This is a genomic window from Streptomyces griseus, from assembly GCF_001715295.1.
GTDB classification, from domain to species: Bacteria; Actinomycetota; Actinomycetes; order Streptomycetales; family Streptomycetaceae; genus Streptomyces; species Streptomyces griseus_G.
In genome coordinates, this window is sequence record NZ_MDKB01000004.1 from 420,434 (window position 1) to 442,388 (window position 21,955).

Consider the following 21,955-nt stretch of genomic DNA (forward strand, 5'->3'; position numbering starts at 1 on the left):
TGTCTCGCTGCGGCGGAAGGAGTCCTACGGGCAAGCTCCTGCGGCGCGTTGTGCGGAAGCGTTCCTGCGGTGAACCCGCTCGCCCGTGTGGGCGACCACAGGGCGGTGGGCTTCGTCGGGCGCGGGGTGCGGTCGTTAGAACTCCTTGGTGATCAAGAACCTCGCGCGCGGCCTCAGCGCGCTCTCCTTTGCCCTCGTTCCCGTTTTCTCTGCCGCCCCCGCACGGGCCGCCCCGACGGCGGAGGTGACGACTTTGGCCGACGCGGTCGGCCTGATTGAGGTGACCGAGGAGAACCGCACTGGTTACTCGCGCTCGTCGTTCAAGCACTGGAACTCGGGCGCCGACACGACCGACGGGTGCAACACCCGCAACGAGGTGCTCCTCGCCGAGGCGGTCGTCGCACCGACCGTGGAGGCCGGCTGCAAGCTCACCGGCGGCACCTGGATCAGCTACTACGACGGCCAGGAGATCACCAGCGCCGGTGCGCTCGACATCGACCACATGGTCCCGCTGGCCGAGGCTTGGGACTCCGGAGCCTCCGGTTGGACTGCAGTGCGGCGAGAGGCGTAAGCGAACGACCAGGGGACGTACGTCTCGCTCGTCGCGGTGACGGCCCGAAGCAACCGACAGAAAAGCGACCAGGACCCGTCCGACTGGATGCCGCCCTCCCCGGACGCCCAGTGCCGGTACGTCGCGGAGTGGACGGCCACCAAGCTCCGCTGGCAGCTCACCGCCGACGACCGCGAAATGGAAGCGCTGAAGGTCTACGCCGACGGCCCGTGCGAGGACACCATCGTCCGCTACACCCCGGCCGCCTGATCCCCCCGATGGGGGAGCGCCGCGCAGCCCTTCTCGGCTGACCGCTCCTGCCGGCCTCGCCCGATCCGACACAGGTCAGCCTCGGTCGGACCTGTTAGGGCTAACAGGTCCGACCAGAGCACGCCGTCAGGGGCGCGCGTGGGATGTCGGCGAACCGGCCACGTCCGCCGATGGCACGGCGATCACCACATGCCGAGCCGGACTTCGGCATGAAACGCATTCTGGTAGCCGGTGTCCACCGGTGTGCGAGTGCCCTTGGGGCACGCCTTCCACTGGTTGGTGTAGCCGTTGTCCATGTACACGCTGAGGTAGGCGCATTTCCCGTCTGCGTCGGTGTCCTCGACCCATCCCTTGACCCGGGTACGCATGTAGTCGTCGGTGCACTCCTCGTAGTAGGCCTTTGCGCCGCTCAGGAAGATGGAGTCCGACGTGCAGCTGGCGGTTGGTGCCGCTGTGGCAGGGGACATAGGGGCGGTCAGCGCGACGGCTGCCGCCAGCGCTCCGACAAAGGTCCATTGCTTTGTGCGCACAGTGCTCTCCCTCTTGATCGATGGTTCATTCGTGGGCTGGCCGTGTACTGCCGGACGCAGACGCTGCTCGTCTTGCGGCTGTTGTGCTGGCTGTGTCAATCACGACGAACTCAGCAGGCGCCTGTCGTGGGACGCAATGTAGGGCCGTGTTTGCCGACGGTCTGCTGAAGCGTGGCGGCCTGGAGCGGGTGGGACAACAGTCCACGCGTGCCCCGGACAGCAAAAGTCTGTCCGGGCTGGTCACAGCCCTGTCCGGCATTCTGTCCGGCCTCTGTCGCTGTACCCGATCTTCGCCGACACTCCGGAAGATGACGAAGACTGACCGGCGATGGCCATGATCAATCTCAGTGGCACTTCCCGCACCGCAACTACTTACACCCCGACATGGTCACTTCGCTGAGGGCAAGTGCACTGCCCGTGGCGGTCAGCGCAAGGATTTGACGAATGCGAATTTTTCCCTATTCCTGGTGGTCGTTGTCCTGTCCGATCTGTTCTGGCAGCTGTCACCCCTTCATCTCGACAGGCATGAGCATGCCTGTCCGTTGTCGGCTTGTCCTTGACTGTCCGTGCGGGTTGTTGACGATGCCTGCACGGACTGCTCGGATGCGACCGCGTGCCGGTACTCGCTGGGCGGCATACCGTAGGCGGTTCGGAAGGCGCGGCTGAAGTGAGCTGAGCTGGTGAATCCCCATCGGGCCGCGATGGCGTGGACTGGGCGGGAATGCAGGTTGGGATCTGCGAGATCGCGTCGGCAGCGTTCGAGTCGGCACTGGCGAATCCAGTCGGCGACTGTAAGACCTTGGTCTTGGAAGAGCTTGTAGAGGTGACGAGTGGACATCCGGTGAGCTGCGGCGATGGTGCCGGGTGAGAGAGTGGGGTCGCCGAGCCGTTGCCGGATGAACTCGTGGATCTGTGCCTGCAGCGACTGCCGTCGGGTGTCCGCCGGCAGCGCGCCGGTGGATTCCAGTTCGTGGGCGCACAGAGCGGCGAGTATGTCCAGAGTGATGGTTGCCAAGCGGGTGGTGTCGGCTGCCGTGTAACTGGGGGCGTGCTTGACCAGCTGGGTGAGTTGGTGCGCGACCAGGGCGCCGAGCCCTTCCTTGCTCGGCAGTCGCACAGCGGTAAGCGCACTGAGCGTCTTCGGGCGGATGGGGAACAGCTTCTTCGGTACCTGCATGACTATGCAGCTGGCGACCCCGCCGTGTTCGGTGGACGCCCAGCTGGTGAAGGGCTGCGAGGTGTCGTAGAGCACCAGGTCCTGCTGGCCGAGCAGAGTTTCGCGGCCGCCCTGGGCAACCCCAAGCCGTCCGTGCCGGTGGACCACGATGAAATACACGCCAGGGTCGGATTGCCGTATCAGTTTAGGGGTCCGGTCCACGCGCAACGGACTGTAGGTGAGCGTGGACACCTGCAGGGAGCCGAGATCGAGCAGGCGTATCTCGCCGTGGAAGTCGTCCTGATGGTCGGTGCGGATCAGCGTTGGCAGATGTGACCTGGTTCCAGTTTCGTACCAGCTGGCCCATCGGTCCGCCTTGGGTACGTCCCCGGTGCTGAATACACTCTCGATCATTGCCACCACCGCTCCTGCCGCTGCGTCTCGCCGCTCGTCCGCTGGCGAAGCCCTGTCGGCTCTCAGCATGCGGAGCCCTTCGACCGCATACCGAACATCTGATCCAAACGACTTGAATTAGCCCGCTGATGACGTGATTTGCCGCAGGCAGCCGATACGCGCCCGCAGCCGCCCTGGCCCTGCACACGCTGGCCGCTGTTGGCCTCGCCCTGTATCGGCGCACGGACGCCCCGCACAGGCCTCGCACACGTCCGTGCCTGACCGGGTTGCCCCTTCGAAGTCCCGGCCCTCGCCGAGCGGGGCCAGCATCCCGCAGGAGGCACCTCGCGTGAGCCCGCAGCCTCCACACCTGCGTCCCGATCATGCCCGCCGCCCTGCTGGTCTACAGGCCGGTGCCGACCAGCGGGGAGTTCTTCACGCGGTCGACGTCGTCGGGGTAGCGGGCGAGGACGCGGGAGCCGTCGATCCAGCCGCCGGTGGGGGCGATCTCGACGCGGAACCGGCAACAAGATCGTCGGTCACGCTGGTCTGCGCTCCCCCGGCCTCGGGGAACATCGGTACAGCGGTTAACGCTGAGCCGGTGATTATGGCGCCTAGCACAGGTGACGGGCTCGGCTGCGAGGTTCGGCGGAAGATTCCTGAGCGGCTCCGGGCGCCGATAGCTTCACGCTCATGCCAGTGGAGTTCCTGACCGACGAACATGCGGCGTCGTACGGCAAGTTCAACGAGGAGCCGACCCGGCCGGAGCTGGAGCGCTTCTTCTTCCTGGACGACGAGGACCGCAAGTTGATCGCGAAGAGGCGCGGGGACCACAGTCGGCTCGGGTTCGCTCTCTAGATGTGCACGGTGCGCTACATCGGCCGGTTCCTCCCGGACGACCCGCTGGACGTGCCGTGGGTCGTGGCCGAGCACCTGGCCGCGCAGCTCGGCATCGAGGACGTCTCGTGCGTGAAGCGGTACACCGAGCGCAAGCCGACGGCGTACGAGCACGCGTGGGAGATCCGGGAGGCCTACGAGTACCGCGAGTACGAGGACGCGGAGTGGTCGCGGCGGTTCCACACCTTCCTGCACGGCCGGGCGTAGACGCACGCCGAGGGACCGGTGGCACTGTTAAACCAGGCTGTGGGCGGGCTGCGTCGTCATCGGGTGTTGCTGCCCCGGGTGTCGGTGCTGGCCCGGCAGGTGTCGGAGGTCCGGGCGGTCGCGGAGAAGCGGCTGCACGCCACGGTCGCGGGGGCCGCGCGGCGGGCGGACCCGGCACTGCGCCGGGGAGCTGGTGGCGACGCTGAAGACGCTGGAGGGCTCGCGGTTCTCGGAGCTGGAGCGGCTGCGCCGGCCGCCGACGCGGACGACGGGCACGGCGTTCGCCCGCGCGCTGGAGCGGGTGGACGAGATCGGCGCGTACCGGCTCGGTCGGCTGAAGCTGTCGCAGATCCCGCCGAACCGGATGGCGGCGCTGGCCCGGTACGCGCTGGGGTCGAAGGCGCCGCTGCTGGAGCGGGCGCCGGAACCGAAGCGCACGGCGATGCTCACCGCAGTGATGCGGCACCTGGAGGCCAAAGCGATTGACGAGGCCCTGGACCTGTTCCAGGTCTTGATGGCCACCCGGCTGCTGAACACGGCGAAGCGCAAGACGGAGAAGGAGCGGCTGTCGACGCTGCTGCAGCTGGAGAAGGCGTCGCGCACGCTCGCGCGGGCGGCGGAGGTGCTGTTCGAGGAACTGGAGCTGGTCGAGGAGCAGGAGGCGGACCTGGACGTGGCCGCGCTGTGGGCGGCGCTGGAGGAGGTCGCCCCGCGTGCCGCCGTGATGACCGCGGCGGCCACGGTGGTCTCGCTGGTGCCCGAGGACGAGAACTCGGCCGAGGTCGCCATGCGGGCCGCGCTCGCGAACCGGTACGCCACGGTACGCCACGGTGCGCCCGTTCCTCGCGTTGCTGGGCGAGTCGAAGGCTCTGGACGCCGCGAGCGCCGGGAAGCGGGTCCTGGCCGGGGTGCGCGGCCTTCCGGCGCTGGCGCGGCGGAAGGTGGGCGTCAAGCCGCTGCTGCCGCGCGAGGTGGACGACAAGCTCGTGCCGCCGGCGTGGCGCAAGGCGGTGTACGCCAACCCCGATCTGCCGCAGGGCGCGGTCGACCGGGACGCCTACGTAGTGTGCGTGCTGGAGCAGCTGCACCGGGCCCTGAACAACCGCGACGTGTTCGCCTCGCCCTCGCACCGCTGGTCCAACCCGCGCACCCGTCTGCTGGACGGGCGGGACTGGGATGCGGTCGAGGAGGACGTGCTGGCCGGGCTGAGCCTGGACATGCCCGTGGAGGAGCATCTGGCGGAGCTGGTGCGGGGCTTGGACGCCGGGTGGAAGCTGCTCGCCGAACGCCTGGACGAGGCGGGGCCGACGGCGAAGGTCTCCATCGAGGTGCAGGACGACGGGCGGGTGAAGCTGAACGTCGACAAACTCGGCGCGCTCGGCGAACCGAAGTCCCTGACCTGGCTGCGCAAGCGGGTCGAGAAGATGCTTCCGAAGATCGACCTGCCGGACTTGCTGTTCGAGGTGAACGCCTGGACCGGGTTCCTCGACGCCTTCGTCCGCCTGGGCGACGGCACCACCCGGATGAAGGACCTGCCCACGTCGGTGGTCGCGCTGCTCGTCTCGGAAGCGTGCAACTTCGGCCTGGCCCCGGTGGTGAACCCCGGCTACGAGGCCCTGACCCGGGCCCGGCTCGTGCACGTCGACCAGTACTACCTGCGCGCGGCGAACGCCGCGCTGATCGCCGCCCAGGCCGGCGTCCCGATCGTGCGTTACTGGGGCGACGGGCTGCTTGCCTCCGTGGACGGGCTGCGCTTCCAGGTGCCGGTGCGCACCGTCAACGCCGCCCCCTCGCCGAAGTACTTCGGGTTCAAGCGGGGCATCACCTGGCTCAACGCCGTCAACGACCAGGTCGCGGGCATCGGGCAGATGGTCGTGCCCGGCACCCCGCGCGACTCCCTGCACATCCTGGACGCACTGCTGAACCTGGACGGCGGCGTGAAGCCGGAGATGGTGGCGACCGACAACGCCTCGTACTCCGACATGGTGTTCTGCCTGTTCAAGATCCTCGGCGACAACTTCAGCCCCCGGTTCCGCGGCACCATTCACCAGGCGTACCGCGACGGCATGGAGGACCAGCTCGGCGCACTCGGCCTGGTCCTCAACACCATCGTGCTCTGGACCACGAAGTACATCGACGCCGCAGTCTCCCAGCTCCAGGTCGAGGGCCACGAGATTCGGGACGAGGACATCGCCCGGCTCTCCCCGCTCAAGCACCGCAACCTGAACCTGCTCGGCCGCTACAGCTTCACCGCCTCTACCCCGGCCGCCGGCGCCCTGCGCCCGCTGCGCGATCCAGACGGGCCGGAACTGGACGAGGACGACGACGGGGGCGAGCCGGACTAGCCGTGGTGGTTCTGCGGCCCGGTGGAGACCGCGGCCCTGCGGGCGGCTGAGTGGAGCCAGGGCCGGATGGAGCCGTCGTTGGTGAGGTCGGCGCGGTAGGCCACCGCCACGGCCAAGTAGCGGTGTTGGCGCCAGGTCTGCTTCCATCGGAGGCTACGGTGGACCTTGTCGGGACAGGGGGCGAGGCCGCCCCCGCGGGCGCTCCAGATGGTGAGGCGCCAGGCCCCGCCCCCGTCGCCCAGGTACTTGTGCGCGTCCTGGGCCGTCGCCACGTCGGGGAACGCGAAGACCTGGACGGAGACGTAGACGGGGTTCTCTGGCGTGGCGTGGGGACCGGGCTGCTCCGCGTAGACGCCGGCGACCACTTCGGTACAGTCACGGCGCGCGAGTTCCCTAACCAGGTCGCTGGGGCCCGCTTCACGGGAGAGGCGGGTGTCCTCGGCGATCCGGGCGAACTCGATGTCCATGTCGTTGGTGAACCGCCGCGGCAACAGGGCGTCCGCGGTGAACGGTGTCTCGTCGGTGGAGGCGCGGTTCCAGGAGTCGGGAGAGGGCGGCCGGGGCGCGCGCTGCGTGTCGTCCATCAGGCGGGTACGCGGGGTCGGGGGCATTGCCGCGGTGGGAGCTTCCGCTGCCGTGCACGACGCCAGGAGTGCCTGAAGCCGCTGCTGTACCTCTTTCGCCGACTGGGGGCGCCGGTCGGGGTCGCGCTCCAGTAGTTCGGCGACGAGCGCGCTCACCTCCGGCGGCAGGCCGGGGCGGAACGTGTCGAGGGATGGGGCCTCCTCGTCGAGCTTGCGCCGCACGACCGCGATGCTGTTGTGCCCGGTGAAGGGCGGTCGGCCGGCGAGCATCGCGAAGAGCATCCCACCGAGTGCGTACAGGTCGGAGCGTTCGTCGCCGCGTTCCGTGAGGAACTGCTCCGGTGCGCCGTACTCCGGCGTTCCTGCTGGAGTCAGTTGGGAGGAGTGCGCCACGGTGAACGCGGCCTGGACGAACCCGGCGATCCCGAAGTCGATGACCTTCACCAGCCCGTCGCCGGTGATGATGACGTTGTGGGGCTTGATGTCGTAGTGGATGATCCGGGCCCGGTGGGCGGCCTCCAGCGCGGCGCAGACGCCGCTGGCGATGGCAACGGCACGCGTCAGGGGGAAAGGACTCTCAGCCTGGAGACGCGCGGTGAGCGTCTGGCCGTCCACCTTCTCCATGACCAAGAACAACACGTCGTCGTGGATGCCCCGGTCGTACAGGGCGGCGACATTGGAGTGGACGATCTGGGCAGCGGCGACCGCCTCGCGCTCGAACCGCCGGGGCAGGTCAGCTTGGGCAATCCCGTCGAGATCCAGCAGCTTGAGCGCGACCTCACGGTGGAGCACGCGATCCCGCGCGGCCCACACCTCGCCCATGCCACCCCGGCCCAGACGGCCGATCAGCTCGTAACGGTCCGCGATCAGCATTCCCCGCTCCACGGGGCGAGCATACGAGACGCCTCGACACCTACGAAGACGGCCGGAGCGGCGGCCGCCACACCGTCTCTCCAGCCTCCTCCGCACACACACGGGTTAGTCCTGGTGACGATGGCGGTGAGACCTCAGCCAACCAGGCCGTCCACCGCAGGCGGCGCGGCAGACCACCCGCCTTCGAGCCGGGGATGAGTTCGGCGGACTCGACCTGGCCGGCCGGGAAGGCCCACATCACCGGGGGCGACTCGTTGCCGACGATAGGGCCGTTGGGGTAGAAGTCACACGCGGCTCCCGCACTCTCCATGTTCATCGGCTCGGCGACGACGGCCTCGTCCCGGGGAGCCGGGACGCCGGTGATCGATTCGAAGACCGTGTTGGGTTCCATGTCCTACATCACTACCGGCACCGCGAATGGTGATGGCCTCCCGACCGCCCTTCTGTTCGTCAAACGATCCTTTGCCGACAGGCACACAGCGCCTCGACGGCCTGGCGGGGCACGGGCTTCTTGCCGTTGAGATAGCCACGACGACTTGCTATACGCGGTGCAGTCGGCCAGCGCGGGCAGGCTCAGGCCCGTACGCGTCCTCACCTCGCGGAGCCCCTCGGCCAGTGCCACGCACTCCGGTGCAGGGGCGGTCATCATCGCAACACCTGCCAGGTGTGGGGGCCCACGACGCCGTCCGCCGGCAGTCCGGCCTTCTTCTGCAGGCGCATCACGGCCGCGATGGTCTGCTGCCCGTAGACCCCGTCGACAGGGCCTGGCTCCATCTTGTGATAACTCAGTAAGCACTGGGCCTCTACCACGTCCCAGCCCGGTCCGGCAAGGACGGCGGTGCGCGTCGTGCTGTATCCGGCGAACAGCCCCCCGCCTGCCGCGCCGGCCCTGTGGACCTTGCAGAAGTAGGATTTGCCCGGCTCGAAGACGTACCGGCCCGGCCCCTCGGTAGCGCCGCCGCTACTGCTGCTCGGCAGTGGGCCGCCCACCGCCGTCTTCGTCTTGTCGCCCCCGCCGTCGTCATCGCCCCAGGGCGCGGCAGTCAGCATTCCGGTGCCCACCCCAACGAGCGTGGCGGCCACCACGGCGGCGAGGGCGACGGGCCTGCGCACGCCTGGCGGCTGCGCAATCGCAGGCAGTTCCTCCGGAATCCTGGGCCCCTCCGCCGACGCCGCAGAGCCCTCTGCCGCACCGGAACGCTCGGCAGCAGTCTCGCCCCGTACTCCCAGCGTGCCTCCGTCCTTCGCACCGGCTGACGATGACGGCACGATCGGCTGCTGCCAGGCTTCCTCGGCCACTTCGTGCAGCACCAGCAGTCGGACCGGATCTGTCCCCGCGACCCGCGCCAGTTCCTCCACCGCGGCCCGTGGTGGCAGCGCCTTGCCATTGAGATAGCGCTCCCACGACGAACGGCTGTATCCGGTCTTCGACGCGAGCGAGACCAGGCTCAGCCCGCTGCGGTCCTTCAGCCTCCGTAACTGCACCACGAATTGCCGGACCTTCTGGTCCAGCGAATCCGGCAATTCCTGCCAACGCGACATGCCCCACCCCGTACGGCGTCATGGAGCTCCAAGGCCTTCACCATCTTGTTCTCCGTTAGATACCCCTGCGCACACGCCGTGAGCTCAGGCCAAGGCGCCATGCCCACGTCTTTCGGCCAGCCTCCACTGGGAAGACCGTCCCAGCCATGCCGCGTTCTGCCGGACGTCCCCGCAGGTCAACGCCCTGGACGTCCCACGGTGTCCCAACGGGACGGACTTCGCTGGTCCGGCTCCGGAATGACGAGCAATCTCGGTGGTGCAAGCCAGACGGTGCGGTCCACCCGCATCGTCCTCGACGCACAACATGGACCGGGTCACAGCCGACCCGGCCGCATCCACCAACGGAGGAATCACGAGCATGAACGTGCGCAAACGCGCCATCGTCGTCCTGTCGACCGCGGCACTCGGATCGGGCCTCGCCCTCGGAGCACCAGCCACAGCGGCTCCCGCACCGGCTAACGCCATCACCAGTACGGCCGTGACCGCGTCGGCCACCACTACAGCCGTATCCAATGCTGAAACAGCGGCTCACGCCAACTCGCTGGCGTCCGCCAGGTGGTTCACCATCTACCACGGCTCCAAAAAGGGGGACTGGAATACACCCACCGTCAAGTCACGGTCCAGGGTCTTGCAAGTTGCCTTCCGGTGCTGGAACGGCGGCGACGGAACCAAGGTGCGGATCAAGATCGTGCAACGCATCAATGGGCACTACCAGGAGGTACACGCGTCCAGGAAATGGCTCTGCAATGGCCGGACCATCCACACCCGCATGAACGACGCCAAGGTAGGCGGCTGGTACACCGCCGATGTGGGGATCTTCGGCAAGAAGCACACCACCGAGGTGTGGCTCCAGAACTACGGCTGAGCCTCGGGATCGCGCGTGGGTGTGAGGGAACTGCTCTTTGGGGTCCCCTCGCACCCATGAATGCGATTGCTTGGCCCAAGCCCCGTGAAGCGTCTTTCCGGGAAGCACTCCGGCTGGTGTACGACCTCCCTCGGAAGCGGGGCCATCGGCGGTTGGCCAGGGTCGTCGGGCCAGCCGGCGACGCGATGTTGGCCAGCTGTTTACGTTGCGGTCGTGGCCCAAGATCAGACGCAACAATGTTGAATCAGCGTGATGCGTGCAGGTCAGCGCAAGATCCAAGCGTGGATCACCCTCGGCGGTCTGCCGCTCCGACCAGCCGGAACACCGGGAGAGCTGGCCGACGGACGCGTAGCGCACGTCCTCGCCCTCGAGGTCCTCCGCGTTCCACTGCCGGAACCCCCACGGGTCTGCGGCGGCGGTGCCCAGGACGTCCCATACGGTGTCTTCGACGTGCTCGGGCAGGGTGTCGATGACCTTCGCGGCCGGTGCGGAGAAGCGGACCGCGAACGCCTTGCCGCGACCGCGCAGCTGACCGGGCCGGACCACTCGCCGCCGCTGGAGGCGCTCTGCGACGAGGTGCTGGACATGCTCGGCCCCGGTGACCGGGACGACGACATCGCGCTGCTGGCCGCCCGGTTCGACGGGATCGCGCCGAGCGATGTCGCCTACTGGTCCCTGGATCCGGAGGACGCCGCCCCGGGGCGGGCCCGCCGGCTCGCCCGCAGGGCACTCGACCGGTGGGGGCTGGACGACCTCTCGGACGAGATGGAGCTGCTCGTCAGCGAGGTGGTGACCAACGCCGTGCGGTACGCGGAGCGGCCGGTGACCCTGCGGCTGCTGCGCACGGACACGCTGCGCTGCGAGGTGGGCGACGACTCCCCGCAGCTGCCCCGGCAGCGCCGGGCCCGGGAGACGGACGAGGGCGGGCGCGGCCTGTTTCTGGTCAACCGGCTGGCGAGGCGCTGGGGGGCGACCCGGCTGTCGACGGGCAAGGTGGTCTGGTTCGAAATGACTCTGCCACCAAGATGACGCTTCGGGCTATCGACCTCATAGATCACCAAGCGGTGTTACCTGACCGGCACACTGGCTGACCTGCTGCGCTCCTCTACGATCGACCCGTCGGTGCTGGTGGTGTGCGCTACGTCCCTCGCCCGGGCGTGCGGTGCGGCTCGTACCCCATCAGCAGCGGTAGCCGTTCGGAACGTGGAGAAGAGCCACGAAGATCCAGACCATGACCGCAGCGCCGGCCGTGCCACCAAGGAGGGCAACCGCGAGGTTCCAACGCCCCACGTAGCCGACGAGCGCACCCCACCACACCGCCGAGATGATCGTGAGCAGAGCCCCGTAGAAGATCAGCGCAAGGCCGTTGGCCGCGCCGTTCACTCCGACGTCGCATGCCCGCCAGGCAGCCGAGAGGAGTACAGACCCGAGCACGCCGGTGGCCAGGCCGCCCACGGGGGCGGCCACACAGCCCCACTGCCCGCGCGTCACTTACGGGTCCTGACCTGCGGAACGTTCTCGCCGTTGCGCTGCGCTTGCTCCATCTGGTCCATCGCGTCGTTGATTCCTTGCCGGAGCTGTTCCTCGGTCAGGTCGTCACCGTACTTCTCGTAGAGGTCGATCCCAACCCGCATCGTGATCTGATCGCCTTGGTCGTCGTCTCCCGTGAGCACCGTTTCTCCGAGGGAGGCGCCCTGGATCAGGGTCTCCGTGTCGAAGCCGGCGGCCCGGCCGACGTATCCGTAGTGAACGTTGGAGTAGATGTCGTAAAAGACTTCGCGGTTCGTTCCGGGCTGCTTGAAGTAGTAGTCGTCGATCGTCTGAAGGTCGTACCGCTGCTGGAGCTGGGGTTTATGGTCCCAGTCCTGGCCCGGGGCCACCTTCGCACCCCACATCACCATCGCCGCGTTGATGTCGGAACCGTAATTCCGCCCGAACTCATACCATTCCGGCTTATCAAGCAGGGCCTTTATGTTGCCGACGGTGTCCGACTTCGCGTTCCGCTTCATCTCCTCAAAGATCCACTTCTCCGCGTCGCTGAACTTTTGCTCGCTGCGCTCCTGCCCCGTCGGGGGGATGACTGGTGTGGCGGTGGCGTTGAAGCCTCCGACCGTGCCGTCAAGCAGGTTTCCATCTACAACCACCGCTTCGAGCGCTTGTTTGACAGCCTTGTCGAATTCGTCCACGGCGCGTACAGCTGCAGCGATGTGCGAGGTCCAGGAATCCTCCACACCCTTCAGGTCCGGGTCGTGGCGCAGGGCATGCTCCTGCGCCGGATCCTGGAGGCGTGTGAAGTCGAAGGCGGCGCGTCCTGCTGACGAGACCGCCATGCCGGCGGCCACCGCGTCGTCCCGGGCTGATTCGACCTTCTTCTTCAAGTCCACGAAGTCGGAGTGTGCGTCTCTCAGGATCTTGGCGACCGACTTTGCCTCGGTTTGCGCGGACTTGTACTCGCGTCGGGTCGTCGCGAACTTCGTGTGTGCCGCTTCCACGCTGAGCCCATGCCAGTTCTGTCCCAACGTGATCTTCTGGACGGTCTCCCCGTAGCGCTTCTCGACCTTGGCGAGGTCGGCTGCCATGGTTTCCCATTTCTCGGCAGCCTTCGTCAGGACACTGAGATCGGTTGTCATGACTTCCTGATACGTCAGCACGGACCGATCCCCTAAAGATCGTCAAGACTGGATCTGACACCTCGGAATTCGCTGCCCGTGCCTACGTCGTTCTGCAAGAACAGGCCCGAGGTATTGCGTAGAGAAGCCTTATCCGCGGCAAGTCGCCTCATCAGCACTCTCACCTGCTGGTCCCAGGTCCCCACGACCTTCTTCAGGCCGGAGGCAGTCTCCCAGCCGTCAAGCGTCCTGGCCGCGGTGTTGGTGCTCTCCTTCGCACCATCTGAGACCTTCTTGGTGTCCGGTTCCAACTCGGTCTCGATGTCGTTCGCCGCCGCATTTTTTTCCGCCGGTGACGAGCCGAACAGACCCCCGCCGCCCGGAGCTAACGGGCCGGCCGGTGTACCGTCCCTGCTGCTCTCATCCCACGCCACGATCAGCCCCCTTCCTGAACCCAGGTCAGATCATATGCAGAACGATCGGTGCCCCGGCCCCCTTTGCTCGTCAAGGTGCGTAAGTCGCCGATGAATTGCTGGCTTCCGCACCTTCGATCCACACGGCGCGCCATGCGCAGAGGAACTTCTTTCCCGTCAAAGCGTGATTGATCGCGTGATTGTCCCAGTACGCGAGATCGGTATCGGGTCGGCAGTGCTCGCAGGCTCGGATCGCTTCGGAGAGAAGGGCACGGGCCTGGTCCCGGTCGATGGCCCGGCGCCGGCTTGCTGCGGCGCGGCAGTGGCCGGCGTGCACCTCGATCGGAGGCCGGCCCTGGCCGATGCCCAGCTCGACTATCCAGTCCCGGCATCGGGGGGGCGAGGCCGGGAGGGTCGGGGTCGGTCACGTCCGCGAATGTGGCCACGAACGCACCTCCCAGAACGGAATGCGAGATCGAGGTCACCGAAAAGGACGGTCGAGCAGGCGGCAGGTTGACGCCGGGAGCCAGCGCACCGCAGTGTCCTCGCCGTTCGGGGGCCGAAGGGGTAGTCCCGGCCAAGGGAAGGGCTGGAAAGCGGCGCGTCACATGGAGTGCTTATGGGGAGATACGGCCGGTTGCAGCTCTGAGCAAGCAGGGGGTTACGTGAAGTGGAAAGACGCGTTCGGCCGCGCGATGGAGGAACTGAAGGCGATACGGGCCCTGCTGGCACCGGTCGGCCGTCTTGATGACCCGACGGTCGGGCTGACCGCCCTGCACGGCGAGCTGGCCCAGACCCGCCTGAAGATCCTGGAGACGCTCCAGGGAGGCATCACTGGACTGCGGGAGGAGAACCGCGAGGTACGCCGCCGCCAGGACCGGATGATCAGCGACCTCAACGAGACCCGCGGCGAGCTCCGGCAGCTGCTGGAGCTCGCCGACATCCTGCGTCCCCTCGCGGACCTCCAGAGGCCGGCCGAAGAGCCCAGCGACGCCTACCCGCCTCCTGCCGAGCCGGCGCCACCGGCACCGGAAACAGATCCCGGGACCGGCCCGACCGTGCCCACGGCGGTACAGCTGCCCACCTCACCCGACACCGACTCCCAGGGGGGAACCATGGAGGACAACGACCGCCAGGCGCAGCCCGAGCCCGAGCGTCGGGGCCAGGACGACGCGCTCAAGCAGAAGATCGAGGCCGCCTACCAGGGCAACAGCACCCCCACCGCGCAGCCCTCTGCCGTCGCACCACCGGCCACCGCCGATGGGCAGGACCCGCGGGTTACCCACGGTGTTCTGCTGCTGAAGGCCGCCGGGGTGGCCTCCGTGGACCTGGTCGCTCACCGCGACACCTGGGAGTGGCTCACCGCCCTGGCCGTCGACCACGACCACTTCCGCACCCCGCCCTCGGTCGAGGACGTCAAGGAAGGCCGCGTCCAGACCGTCCTGTCCGGCCGCTCCCTCATCGGCCTGCTCATCAAACTGTGGGACACCCGCTCGGCCGCCACGCCGCTCGAAGCTGATTGGGCACTGGCCACGACCGCCTACAACCGCATCGCGGCCGACCTTACCGCGGTCGACGGCGAAGGCCAGACCATCCGCATCGTCCTGGACGACGGACTCCCGCACGCTCCCGGCGACGATTGAGATCACCGCCGCGCACCGGCTGGCGGCCGTCCGTACCGGTCTGGACGGCGACCAGCTGGACGTAGCACAGCAGGAGGCCCTCACCATCGGCAATCGGTGAGGGCGTTTGGGCGTTCAGAGCGCGGTGGTGAAGCCCCAGCCGGGGTCCGGGTCCTGACGGTGTGGGTGGAACGATGCGGGAGGTGTCATGGCCGGAGCGTACGCTCGGCGAGCCACCGCAAACAGCCCCGGACTACGGTTCGGAAACCCCGTCGGGCGCGACTGAGCCGGACACCCTACTTCTGCAGACCCTGCTGGATCGCCCAGAAGAGGAGCCCGACGACGCCGGCTCCAGTGGCGTAGGCGGCGCCACGCATCGCGGCGGAGAGCAGGGCGCGGCGTCGGCGGGCCAGCCAGTTGCGTACGGGCTGATTCTCCGAGGAGCCGTCTGGGGTTCGGGTCGGCGGTTAGTCTGCATGGTGGCGCTCCGTTCTTTTCGGGTGCTGATGGAGTCCGGCGGGGCTGGGCGGCGTAGGAACCTTCGGCCCCGCTGGTCTCTGGTCAGGGGCGGCCGGCCAGGGTATGGATGTGGTCGGCGATCCGGGCGTCAGGGCGGCAGACGAGGCCGTCGGTGAACCGGTCGACCACGCGCTCGGCATCGGCCTCCAGGCGCCCAGTGGTGACGGCCCGGCAGGTCGGGTTGCGGACGAAGTACCCGGTCAGGGAATCCAGGGCCTTCAGGAACTCCTCCGGATCGGGGTTGGGGCCGGACCGGAACAGTGTCGTGGTTACCTGCTTCCTCCAGAACCGGGCCTCGCGCTCTTCACCGAGCCCGAGGTGGTCCAGATAGAGGCAGTACGCGGCACCGTTGTGTCCGGCTCCGGCGGCGAACCGCCACCAGAATCTGGCGCTCTCGGGGTGCCTGGCGAGGTAGAGCGTGCACGCGAAGGCCTGCACGCCGTCGATGTCGACGCCGCCGGTCCAGCCGTCGAACTCGGTGATGCACGGCCAGCAGCTGCCCGCCGCGTGGATGCAGGCATTCGACGGGGTGACCACCGCGCTCGAACTCGAATCGGGACTGCTGCCGATCTCGGAGTTCTACGACAACGTCAGCCGGCCGACCGCGGGTGGGCGAAGGCGCCCGTAGGCAGCGGCCATACATCGCCCTCGACCAGAGTGCCGTCCTTGTTCACCCACGGCATCGCGTCGGAGGCAATCGCGGCCCCGGGGTACAGCACGGAGAGGTCGAGCAGCTCGGCGTCCTCGGGCTTGTCGTCGGGGTGCAGGAAGTGCATGTTGACGACGGTGCCGGGCGCGTTCTTCTGCAGCTCGTCGATCTTCTCCTGGGTCATCGGCTCGCCGTTGAGCTCCATCACCGAGGCGTCCTCCGCCCCCCAGCGTGCGAGCCAGTCACCCCGGAAGACCTCCGCACCCACGGTGCTGGAGCACCCGCCGTAGGGGTACGACTCGACGGTGACCGGCACGCCGTTCCCCTGCGCTTCGGCGATGAGTTCCACACACGCTTTGACGTCCCGGCCGGCGTCGGCGTTGAGGTGGCAGATGTGCATGTGCGCGCCGGTCGCCGCAGCGAGGGAGATGAGTTCGCCGAGCGCCTCGAAGCCGCTTTCCGGTTCCTGGACGGAGAGGTAGCGCACGTGCGTGAAGGTCGGCACCTTGTGCTTCGCGGCGAGCTTGGCGAGCGCGTGGTACTCCTTGCGCCCGTAGCCCGGCGCGTAGCCGCCGTTGATGCCGATGCCCAGGCCGCCCTCCAGCAGCCCTTTCTCGACGCGGTCGATGATGCGCTCGACCTCACCGTCGTCGGCCAGGCTGTTCTGCCAGCCGTCGCGCGAGAACGCCTCCTGGAACCACACCAGATCGGCCTTGGGCTCCAGGCCTTCTCCCGCTTCCTCTCCCGCTGGGCGCGCGGTGGCCCCGGAGAGAAGCCCAAGGTGTCGCTGGTCGAGGCGATCCGCAGGACGAGCCTCATTCCGGCGCAGATCCTGGAGGAGTCGGTGCCGCAGATGCGCAGCAAGGGCCGGCTCCAGGTCGGTGCGGACGCCGACATCGTGGTGTTCGACCTCGCCACCGTGCAGGACAACGCGACGTTCACCGAGCCCGCGCAGCACTCCACCGGCTTCCGGCACGTCCTGGTGAAAGGCACCCCCATCACGGGAGACTTCGCGTTCCGGACAGCTCTCGCTGGCATCGTGTACGTGCTGCGGACTGGTGTCGCCTGGCGCAGGCTGCGGGACTGGACCGAGGCCCACGTCTGGCCCCGCCTGCACGCCGCCCTGCTGACCGAATTGCGTCGTGAGGACCTTGTGGACCTGGACGACGGCGCCGTAGACGGGTCCCATATCCGGGCGCTCAAAGGAGGGAATCACGTCGGTCCCTCGCCCGTCGATCGCGGCCGCCCCGGCTCCAAGCACCATCTGATCGTCGACCGCCCCGCTACCCGCCACGACGTGGGACGAGCCCTCACGGGCAGCGAGCCGTACCAGCGACCGGCCCATCACAAGGTCGGCACCAACCCCGACGAACTGGTTAAACAACAAGCTCAGGGCTTCCTCGAACTCGCCTGCGGCATCATCTGCCTCCGACGACTCCGGACGGCATTCTGAAACGAGCAGCAAGCCGCCGCTGCCCGTCGGCCGAGTGCGGGGCCTGCCGGTCGGGCGGGCCGGTCCTACACGGCGGGGTCGCCAGCGCGGGCGCTGTCGGCGTTCTCGGGTCGGCCGGTGCGGGTGTCGGGGGCCAGGTGGTGGGAGGGCATGGCGACGCGGGTGCCGTCGGCTTCCTCCTCGAAGGTCGTGACGCCCGCACCCTCGGGGTACTCGCCGGTGGTGTAGAACACGGTACCGAAGCCGAGGTTGGCCTGGTTACTGAGGGGCTTACCGTCGGCGCGGACCGGGAGGAGTTCGTGGTGCTCCGTCCACAGGCACCCCGAGCTGTGGGCCGGGATATTCAGGCCGCGGGTCTTGGTTTCCTCGCGCATGATGGCGATGCCGGTGCGGCGCTCGTATCCGAGTTCCGTGCTGGTGGAGACCGAGTTGGTGACGCTCGTCTCGGCGCCCATTCCGAAGGGCAGGGCACTTACGGTGACTCCGACCGACGTCCCCACCTGCATTCCGGTCGTCTCGCTGAAGGACTCGCTGCTTTCCACGGTGACGCCGGTGGTGATCGACTGGGATTCCTGCTGCTCGGTGGAGCCGTTGCGGTTGTCGCGGTGGAGGACGAGTTCGTAGTGGCGCTTGCGCCGGATCGTGTAGAAGGGAGAGTTCTCCATCTTCCACTTCTCGTCGCGGTTCTTGTCGTCGATCAGGTAGTAGGGCACGGTGACGGTGCGGTCGATGATGGCCGTCTGTAGCGGCGGGCGGTCGTGGGAGGTCAGTACGGGGGCCTCCGGCCCGTCGTGCTTCTCCACCACGGCGGGCAGGTCCAGGATCCACGTGGTCGCCGTCGGGCCGGGGGTGGCGCTGTCGGTGGCCACGTGCGTGAAGTTCCCGCAGGGCAGGTACAGGTGCTCGTCGAGGTCGCCGTCGGGATACGACGGGGCCACGACGGACAACAGATTCACGTCGAGGAAGCTGTACAGCAGGGTGCCGCACTCGCCCTCGGTGACGTAGGTGTGGCCGTTGTACGGCTCCTCCTTCACACACGCCGTCCAGATATCCGGTCCGTGCAGATCGGGGTCGGTATGGGCGATGATGTCGCCGAGCGCGACATACCCCGGCGGCGGGACCGGACGCCATGCTCCCTGGATCCCAGGGATTGCGCCCACGTAGTTGATCCACTCCCACCTGTCCGGGGGCCGCAGCAGTTGTTTGTCGGGGCTGAGGTCCTTCAACATCAGCACCCCGGCCTTGCCGGCCATGTCCCGCGGGCCGAGCTTGTGGCCGCTGGGCAAGAAGTCCCTCAAGTCACTGCCCTGACTTCCCTCGGGAAAGGCGGTGTAGATTCCCACATCGCCGCCGATCCCCGCACCTCCCTCGGCCGCGACGAACGACAATTCCAGGTCCCCGTACCGCTGTGCCATGCTCATCGGTTTCACTCCGATCCTCGAAGAGAGCCGTTCGGCGAACGCCTACAGGATCCCGGTAATGGATTCCGTATTCGACTCGAACCGAGGCAGTGCACCCTTACGCGGGAACGTAATCGGGGCTGACGGGGTGAAGCGGGCGTCGACGAGCGGCGGCCGGCCGACTGCATTGCACGGCGGGGCGGCCGGTGGTGTCGACGTCGCCGGCACGCCGGACGGCATGGACAACGGCACCGGAGATCCCCCGCGAGCCCGACGTGGTCATCGTGCTGGGGGGAACTGGCTTCCCCACGCCCGCCGAGATCCAGCCTCGGGGAACAGCCGACCGGCGGATCGCGGCAGCGCCGATTGAGACCCGGGCTTCTCGTAAACGACCGTTTGCGAGAGGAGCCGCCGCGCGTGCGGCTCCTCTTGCTTTACGTGAAGCCAGGCCGGGCGGTCTCACCGGCTGCGGGTGGCCGGTCCGTTGCGGCTTGTTTACTGAATGTATCGCTGCGATCGCATTCAGTAGCATCGGGGCGTCGGCAAGATCACTATTGAGGGAGTTCGATGAGCGAGACCACGATGGCCCCGGTGCTGGGACAGCTGCTGACGGCCCTGGCGGCCGCGCCCGGATCGGCGGCCAAGTTCGAGTCCTGGACCAGCCAGGGCGCCAACCAGCCACTGACGGCAGAAGAAGTGGCTGCAGCTGCTCCCGCTGGCATGCTCAAGCAGCTGGCCGAGCTTGCGCAGGTAAGTGAAGCGGAAGCCGCGGCCTCGTTGGCCGAGGAGATCCCCGCTCTGGTGGACGTGATTCCGGCCGCGACCATCGAGGCGTTCCGGGCGGCCGCGAAGATCGCGGCCCTGACGCCCGAGGAGGAAGCGGCTGCCGAACAGATCGTGGCCGAGGCCCGGACCCTTGCGGCAGCCCTGCCGCAGAGCGGTTCCTGGCTCGGCTACGGCCCCAACGAGCCGCTCACCGAGGAGCAGCTCGTTGGGGCCCTCGGCGAGGACAAGATCGCCGAGGCGGCCGCGGCGCGAGGCCTGGACAGGAGCGAGGTCGTCGCAGAGCTGACGCGGACCCTGCCCATGTTCATCGACGCGGTCTCCCCGTACGGCTGGGTCGATGTCGATGTCCTGCGGTTCGTCCTGGCGCAGGACGACGTGAATGTGACGTCCGCGTAGCGCTTCCCGACACCCTTACCGACCACCGACTGGGAATGATCACATGCTGACGCTCAACACCAACATCATGTCGCTCACCACGCAGAACTACCTCAACCTCACGGGCTCCACCATGGCAGTCGCGGCCGAGCGGCTCGCCAGCGACAAGCGCATCAACTCCTCGAAGGACGACGCCGCAGGCCTGGCCATCTCCGACCGGATGACCGCCCAGATCAACGGATCTGTCCAGGCCTCGCGCAACAGCAACGACGCCATCTCCCTCGCACAGACCACCGAGGGCGCACTGAAGGAAGTCACCAACAACCTCCAGCGCATCCGCATGCTGACCGTCCAGGCCGCCAACGGCATCTACGCTGTCACCGACCGCGCCGCGATCCAGCAGGAGGTCGCCCAGCGGCTGGAGGCCATCGACACGATCGCGCGGCAGACCCAGTTCAATGGGGTCAAGGTGCTGGCGAAGGACACCAGCATGAACTTCCAGACCGGCGCCAATGACGGCGACGTCATCGCCGTAGCCATGAAGATGCTGAACGTCAACACCCTGGGCCTGGACTCCTACGACGTCACCAAGACGCTCGCCTTCACCGACGAGACCGACCCCACAAAGGTCAGCTACATCGGCCCGGACGGTCAGATCGCCACGATCAGCAAAGCCGACGCGACCGCGGCCGGCACCTTCCTCATCGACCCACTGTCACAGATCGACGCCGCGCTCGTCGAAGTCACCAGCCTGCGCTCGATCGTCGGCGCCGTTCAGAGCCGCTGCGAGTCGAACATCCGCACCCAGGACACGGGCGTGGTGAACCTCAGCGCCGCCCGCGAGCGCATCGAGGCCACCGACTACGCCCTGGAGACCGCGAACTACACCCAGGCCAGCATCCTCCAGCAGGCCGGCATCTCCGTCCTCGCCCAGGTCAACGCCCAGCCCAAGAACATCCTGCCCCTGCTCCAGCAACTCGGCTGACCCCAACGGCCAACTGCCCCGTAGCCCCGCCTCCCTAGGCCGGTCCGCCGAGCTTGCCGCACACGAGCTGACCGCCACGGCAGTCGGACGACGACGTCGTCCGACTGCCGTGGCGGACGTTGCTGAACACGGCCCAGTCCTTCCACGCCCATCCCGGGCTGCCCGAGGCCGCCCGCAAGATCTTGACGGCGGCGGGCCCCGGCGTAGGCCCGTCAGACCGGGGCCCTGACCCGTTCGTCGCTGCGCGGGCCGGGCACCGAGGCCGCCATGACGGCGGCGAGGTCGAGGTGGGAGTTCATGTCCAGCTCGAACCGGCCGTAGGGGTTCACGTGCGTCCAGAACAGCGGGGACAGGGCCCGCCGGTCGGCGTCGGTGAGCCTCTTCTGCTACCTCTTCTCGGCGAGGATGTCCTGGAGGACAGGGTATTGACGTGCACCAGCGCGGACTGGAGCAGGTGCAGGGCGAGCATGGAGACCTCCTGGGACTCCTTGTCGGAGCCGGTCAGGTCGCCGTCCTTGCCGTAGAACAGGTCGTGGTTGGGGTGCCGGTAAGAACGCTGTCACCAACCGCAAACGAGGGGGTGTCACATCCATGACGGCCCCGAACTGGGACGGTTGATGGGTGCTGAGGCGTTGTGCCGGGTGTGAGCGCCTGTGCGCTCCCGCAGGCACTCTCCCGGCCGCCGTGGGCGCGGCGCACGGTCGAACCATGGGGGACACGAGAGAAGCGTGTACGGGGCGTGGGGACGGCGCGGACTGCCCGAACGGGGAGGACGAAGTGCTGGTGGATGGAGTCCGCTGCGAGGAGTGCCGGCACCATTGGGAGCTGGATGCGACGGAGCCGGCCCGGCGGACGGCCGCGGACGACGGGCTGACTCGGCCGCTGGGGGACCCGCGGGAGGCAGGTCCGGGGACCGCGGCGTAAGCGGCAGC

General features: G+C 67.9%; 17 protein-coding genes and 5 pseudogenes. 9 read left to right on the plus strand and 13 right to left on the minus strand.

The window, feature by feature from the left end; genetic code table 11:
• The first annotated feature begins 148 nt into the window (after nucleotides 1–148).
• A pseudogene (locus BA175_RS23480) lies at nucleotides 149–820 on the plus strand (HNH endonuclease family protein).
• A gap of 182 nt (nucleotides 821–1,002) precedes the next feature.
• On the opposite strand, the gene BA175_RS23485 reads toward BA175_RS23480, so the two are convergent.
• Together BA175_RS23485 and BA175_RS23490 are read right to left on the minus strand one after the other, a co-directional pair.
• Entirely contained in the window at nucleotides 1,003–1,350 is a 348-nt protein-coding gene (locus BA175_RS23485; RefSeq protein WP_069173472.1) for a hypothetical protein, read from the minus strand.
• 511 nt (nucleotides 1,351–1,861) lie between these two features.
• A complete protein-coding gene (locus BA175_RS23490; protein WP_069173473.1) occupies nucleotides 1,862–2,920 on the minus strand; it encodes a helix-turn-helix domain-containing protein in 1,059 nt (352 codons plus the stop codon).
• Between the two features lie 672 nt (nucleotides 2,921–3,592).
• On the opposite strand from BA175_RS23490, the pseudogene BA175_RS23495 reads away from it, so the two are divergent.
• A pseudogene (locus tag BA175_RS23495) lies at nucleotides 3,593–6,348 on the plus strand (Tn3 family transposase).
• Here the strand turns inward: BA175_RS23495 and BA175_RS23500 are convergent.
• The 3 genes from BA175_RS23500 to BA175_RS23510 form a co-directional block, all read right to left on the minus strand.
• The gene (locus BA175_RS23500) at nucleotides 6,345–7,817 is read right to left on the minus strand and encodes a protein kinase domain-containing protein (protein WP_139131409.1); all 1,473 of its coding nucleotides are present in this window, start codon (nucleotides 7,815–7,817) and stop codon (nucleotides 6,345–6,347) included. The pseudogene BA175_RS23495 and the gene BA175_RS23500 sit on opposite strands and share 4 nt — an antisense overlap.
• A 28-nt stretch (nucleotides 7,818–7,845) precedes the next feature.
• Entirely contained in the window at nucleotides 7,846–8,196 is a 351-nt protein-coding gene (locus BA175_RS23505; protein ID WP_069173475.1) for a hypothetical protein, read from the minus strand.
• A 254-nt stretch (nucleotides 8,197–8,450) separates the two neighbouring features.
• Nucleotides 8,451–9,347 (minus strand): helix-turn-helix domain-containing protein, encoded by an 897-nt coding sequence (locus tag BA175_RS23510; RefSeq protein ID WP_069173476.1) that lies wholly within the window; start codon nucleotides 9,345–9,347, stop codon nucleotides 8,451–8,453.
• A 358-nt stretch (nucleotides 9,348–9,705) separates the two neighbouring features.
• Between BA175_RS23510 and BA175_RS31265 the strand changes: the two genes are divergently transcribed.
• Nucleotides 9,706–10,212, plus strand: a complete 507-nt coding sequence (locus BA175_RS31265; RefSeq protein ID WP_175420902.1) for a hypothetical protein — start codon at nucleotides 9,706–9,708, stop codon at nucleotides 10,210–10,212.
• Nucleotides 10,213–10,581: 369 nt separating this feature from the next.
• A pseudogene (locus tag BA175_RS23520) lies at nucleotides 10,582–11,241 on the plus strand (ATP-binding protein); the annotation flags it as partial.
• Between the two features lie 150 nt (nucleotides 11,242–11,391).
• On the opposite strand, the gene BA175_RS23525 reads toward BA175_RS23520, so the two are convergent.
• The 4 genes from BA175_RS23525 to BA175_RS31915 all read right to left on the minus strand — a co-directional run bounded on the left by BA175_RS23525 (nucleotide 11,392) and on the right by BA175_RS31915 (nucleotide 13,613).
• Nucleotides 11,392–11,703: a hypothetical protein gene (locus tag BA175_RS23525; RefSeq protein ID WP_014158412.1), complete on the minus strand. Its 312-nt coding sequence runs from the start codon at nucleotides 11,701–11,703 to the stop codon at nucleotides 11,392–11,394.
• Nucleotides 11,700–12,863: a polymorphic toxin type 44 domain-containing protein gene (locus BA175_RS23530; RefSeq protein ID WP_079159752.1), complete on the minus strand. Its 1,164-nt coding sequence runs from the start codon at nucleotides 12,861–12,863 to the stop codon at nucleotides 11,700–11,702. Before BA175_RS23530 ends, BA175_RS23525 begins: the two co-directional genes overlap by 4 nt.
• Nucleotides 12,864–12,874: 11 nt before the next feature.
• Nucleotides 12,875–13,255, minus strand: a complete 381-nt coding sequence (locus BA175_RS23535) for a hypothetical protein (RefSeq protein WP_069173479.1) — start codon at nucleotides 13,253–13,255, stop codon at nucleotides 12,875–12,877.
• 70 nt (nucleotides 13,256–13,325) lie between these two features.
• Nucleotides 13,326–13,613 carry a DUF6233 domain-containing protein gene (locus tag BA175_RS31915; RefSeq protein WP_438947376.1) on the minus strand — a complete coding sequence of 96 codons (288 nt, stop codon included), beginning with the start codon at nucleotides 13,611–13,613 and terminating at the stop codon, nucleotides 13,326–13,328.
• 286 nt (nucleotides 13,614–13,899) lie between these two features.
• Between BA175_RS31915 and BA175_RS23540 the strand changes: the two genes are divergently transcribed.
• Nucleotides 13,900–14,877: a hypothetical protein gene (locus tag BA175_RS23540; RefSeq protein WP_254667950.1), complete on the plus strand. Its 978-nt coding sequence runs from the start codon at nucleotides 13,900–13,902 to the stop codon at nucleotides 14,875–14,877.
• A gap of 540 nt (nucleotides 14,878–15,417) precedes the next feature.
• Here BA175_RS23540 and BA175_RS23545 read toward each other — a convergent pair.
• Nucleotides 15,418–15,912, minus strand: a complete 495-nt coding sequence (locus BA175_RS23545; RefSeq protein ID WP_069173481.1) for a hypothetical protein — start codon at nucleotides 15,910–15,912, stop codon at nucleotides 15,418–15,420.
• 53 nt (nucleotides 15,913–15,965) lie between these two features.
• Nucleotides 15,966–16,727, minus strand: a complete 762-nt coding sequence (locus BA175_RS23550; protein ID WP_069173482.1) for a hypothetical protein — start codon at nucleotides 16,725–16,727, stop codon at nucleotides 15,966–15,968.
• 3 nt (nucleotides 16,728–16,730) lie between these two features.
• On the opposite strand from BA175_RS23550, the pseudogene BA175_RS32310 reads away from it, so the two are divergent.
• A pseudogene (locus tag BA175_RS32310) lies at nucleotides 16,731–17,009 on the plus strand (amidohydrolase family protein); the annotation flags it as partial.
• A gap of 33 nt (nucleotides 17,010–17,042) precedes the next feature.
• Nucleotides 17,043–17,300, plus strand: a pseudogene (locus BA175_RS31925) (IS5/IS1182 family transposase); the annotation flags it as partial.
• A 242-nt stretch (nucleotides 17,301–17,542) separates the two neighbouring features.
• On the opposite strand, the gene BA175_RS23560 reads toward BA175_RS31925, so the two are convergent.
• Nucleotides 17,543–18,898, minus strand: coding sequence for a hypothetical protein (locus BA175_RS23560; protein ID WP_069173483.1), 1,356 nt, complete (start codon nucleotides 18,896–18,898; stop codon nucleotides 17,543–17,545).
• A 546-nt stretch (nucleotides 18,899–19,444) separates the two neighbouring features.
• Between BA175_RS23560 and BA175_RS23565 the strand changes: the two genes are divergently transcribed.
• Complete coding sequence (locus BA175_RS23565; protein ID WP_069173484.1) at nucleotides 19,445–20,059, plus strand: YidB family protein; 615 nt, start codon at nucleotides 19,445–19,447, stop codon at nucleotides 20,057–20,059.
• Between the two features lie 43 nt (nucleotides 20,060–20,102).
• Nucleotides 20,103–21,023 carry a flagellin N-terminal helical domain-containing protein gene (locus BA175_RS23570; RefSeq protein WP_069173485.1) on the plus strand — a complete coding sequence of 307 codons (921 nt, stop codon included), beginning with the start codon at nucleotides 20,103–20,105 and terminating at the stop codon, nucleotides 21,021–21,023.
• A 325-nt stretch (nucleotides 21,024–21,348) separates the two neighbouring features.
• Here BA175_RS23570 and BA175_RS32230 read toward each other — a convergent pair whose 3' ends face one another.
• Nucleotides 21,349–21,552 (minus strand): Tn3 family transposase, encoded by a 204-nt coding sequence (locus BA175_RS32230; RefSeq protein WP_107407626.1) that lies wholly within the window; start codon nucleotides 21,550–21,552, stop codon nucleotides 21,349–21,351.
• Nucleotides 21,553–21,955: the final 403 nt, after the last annotated feature.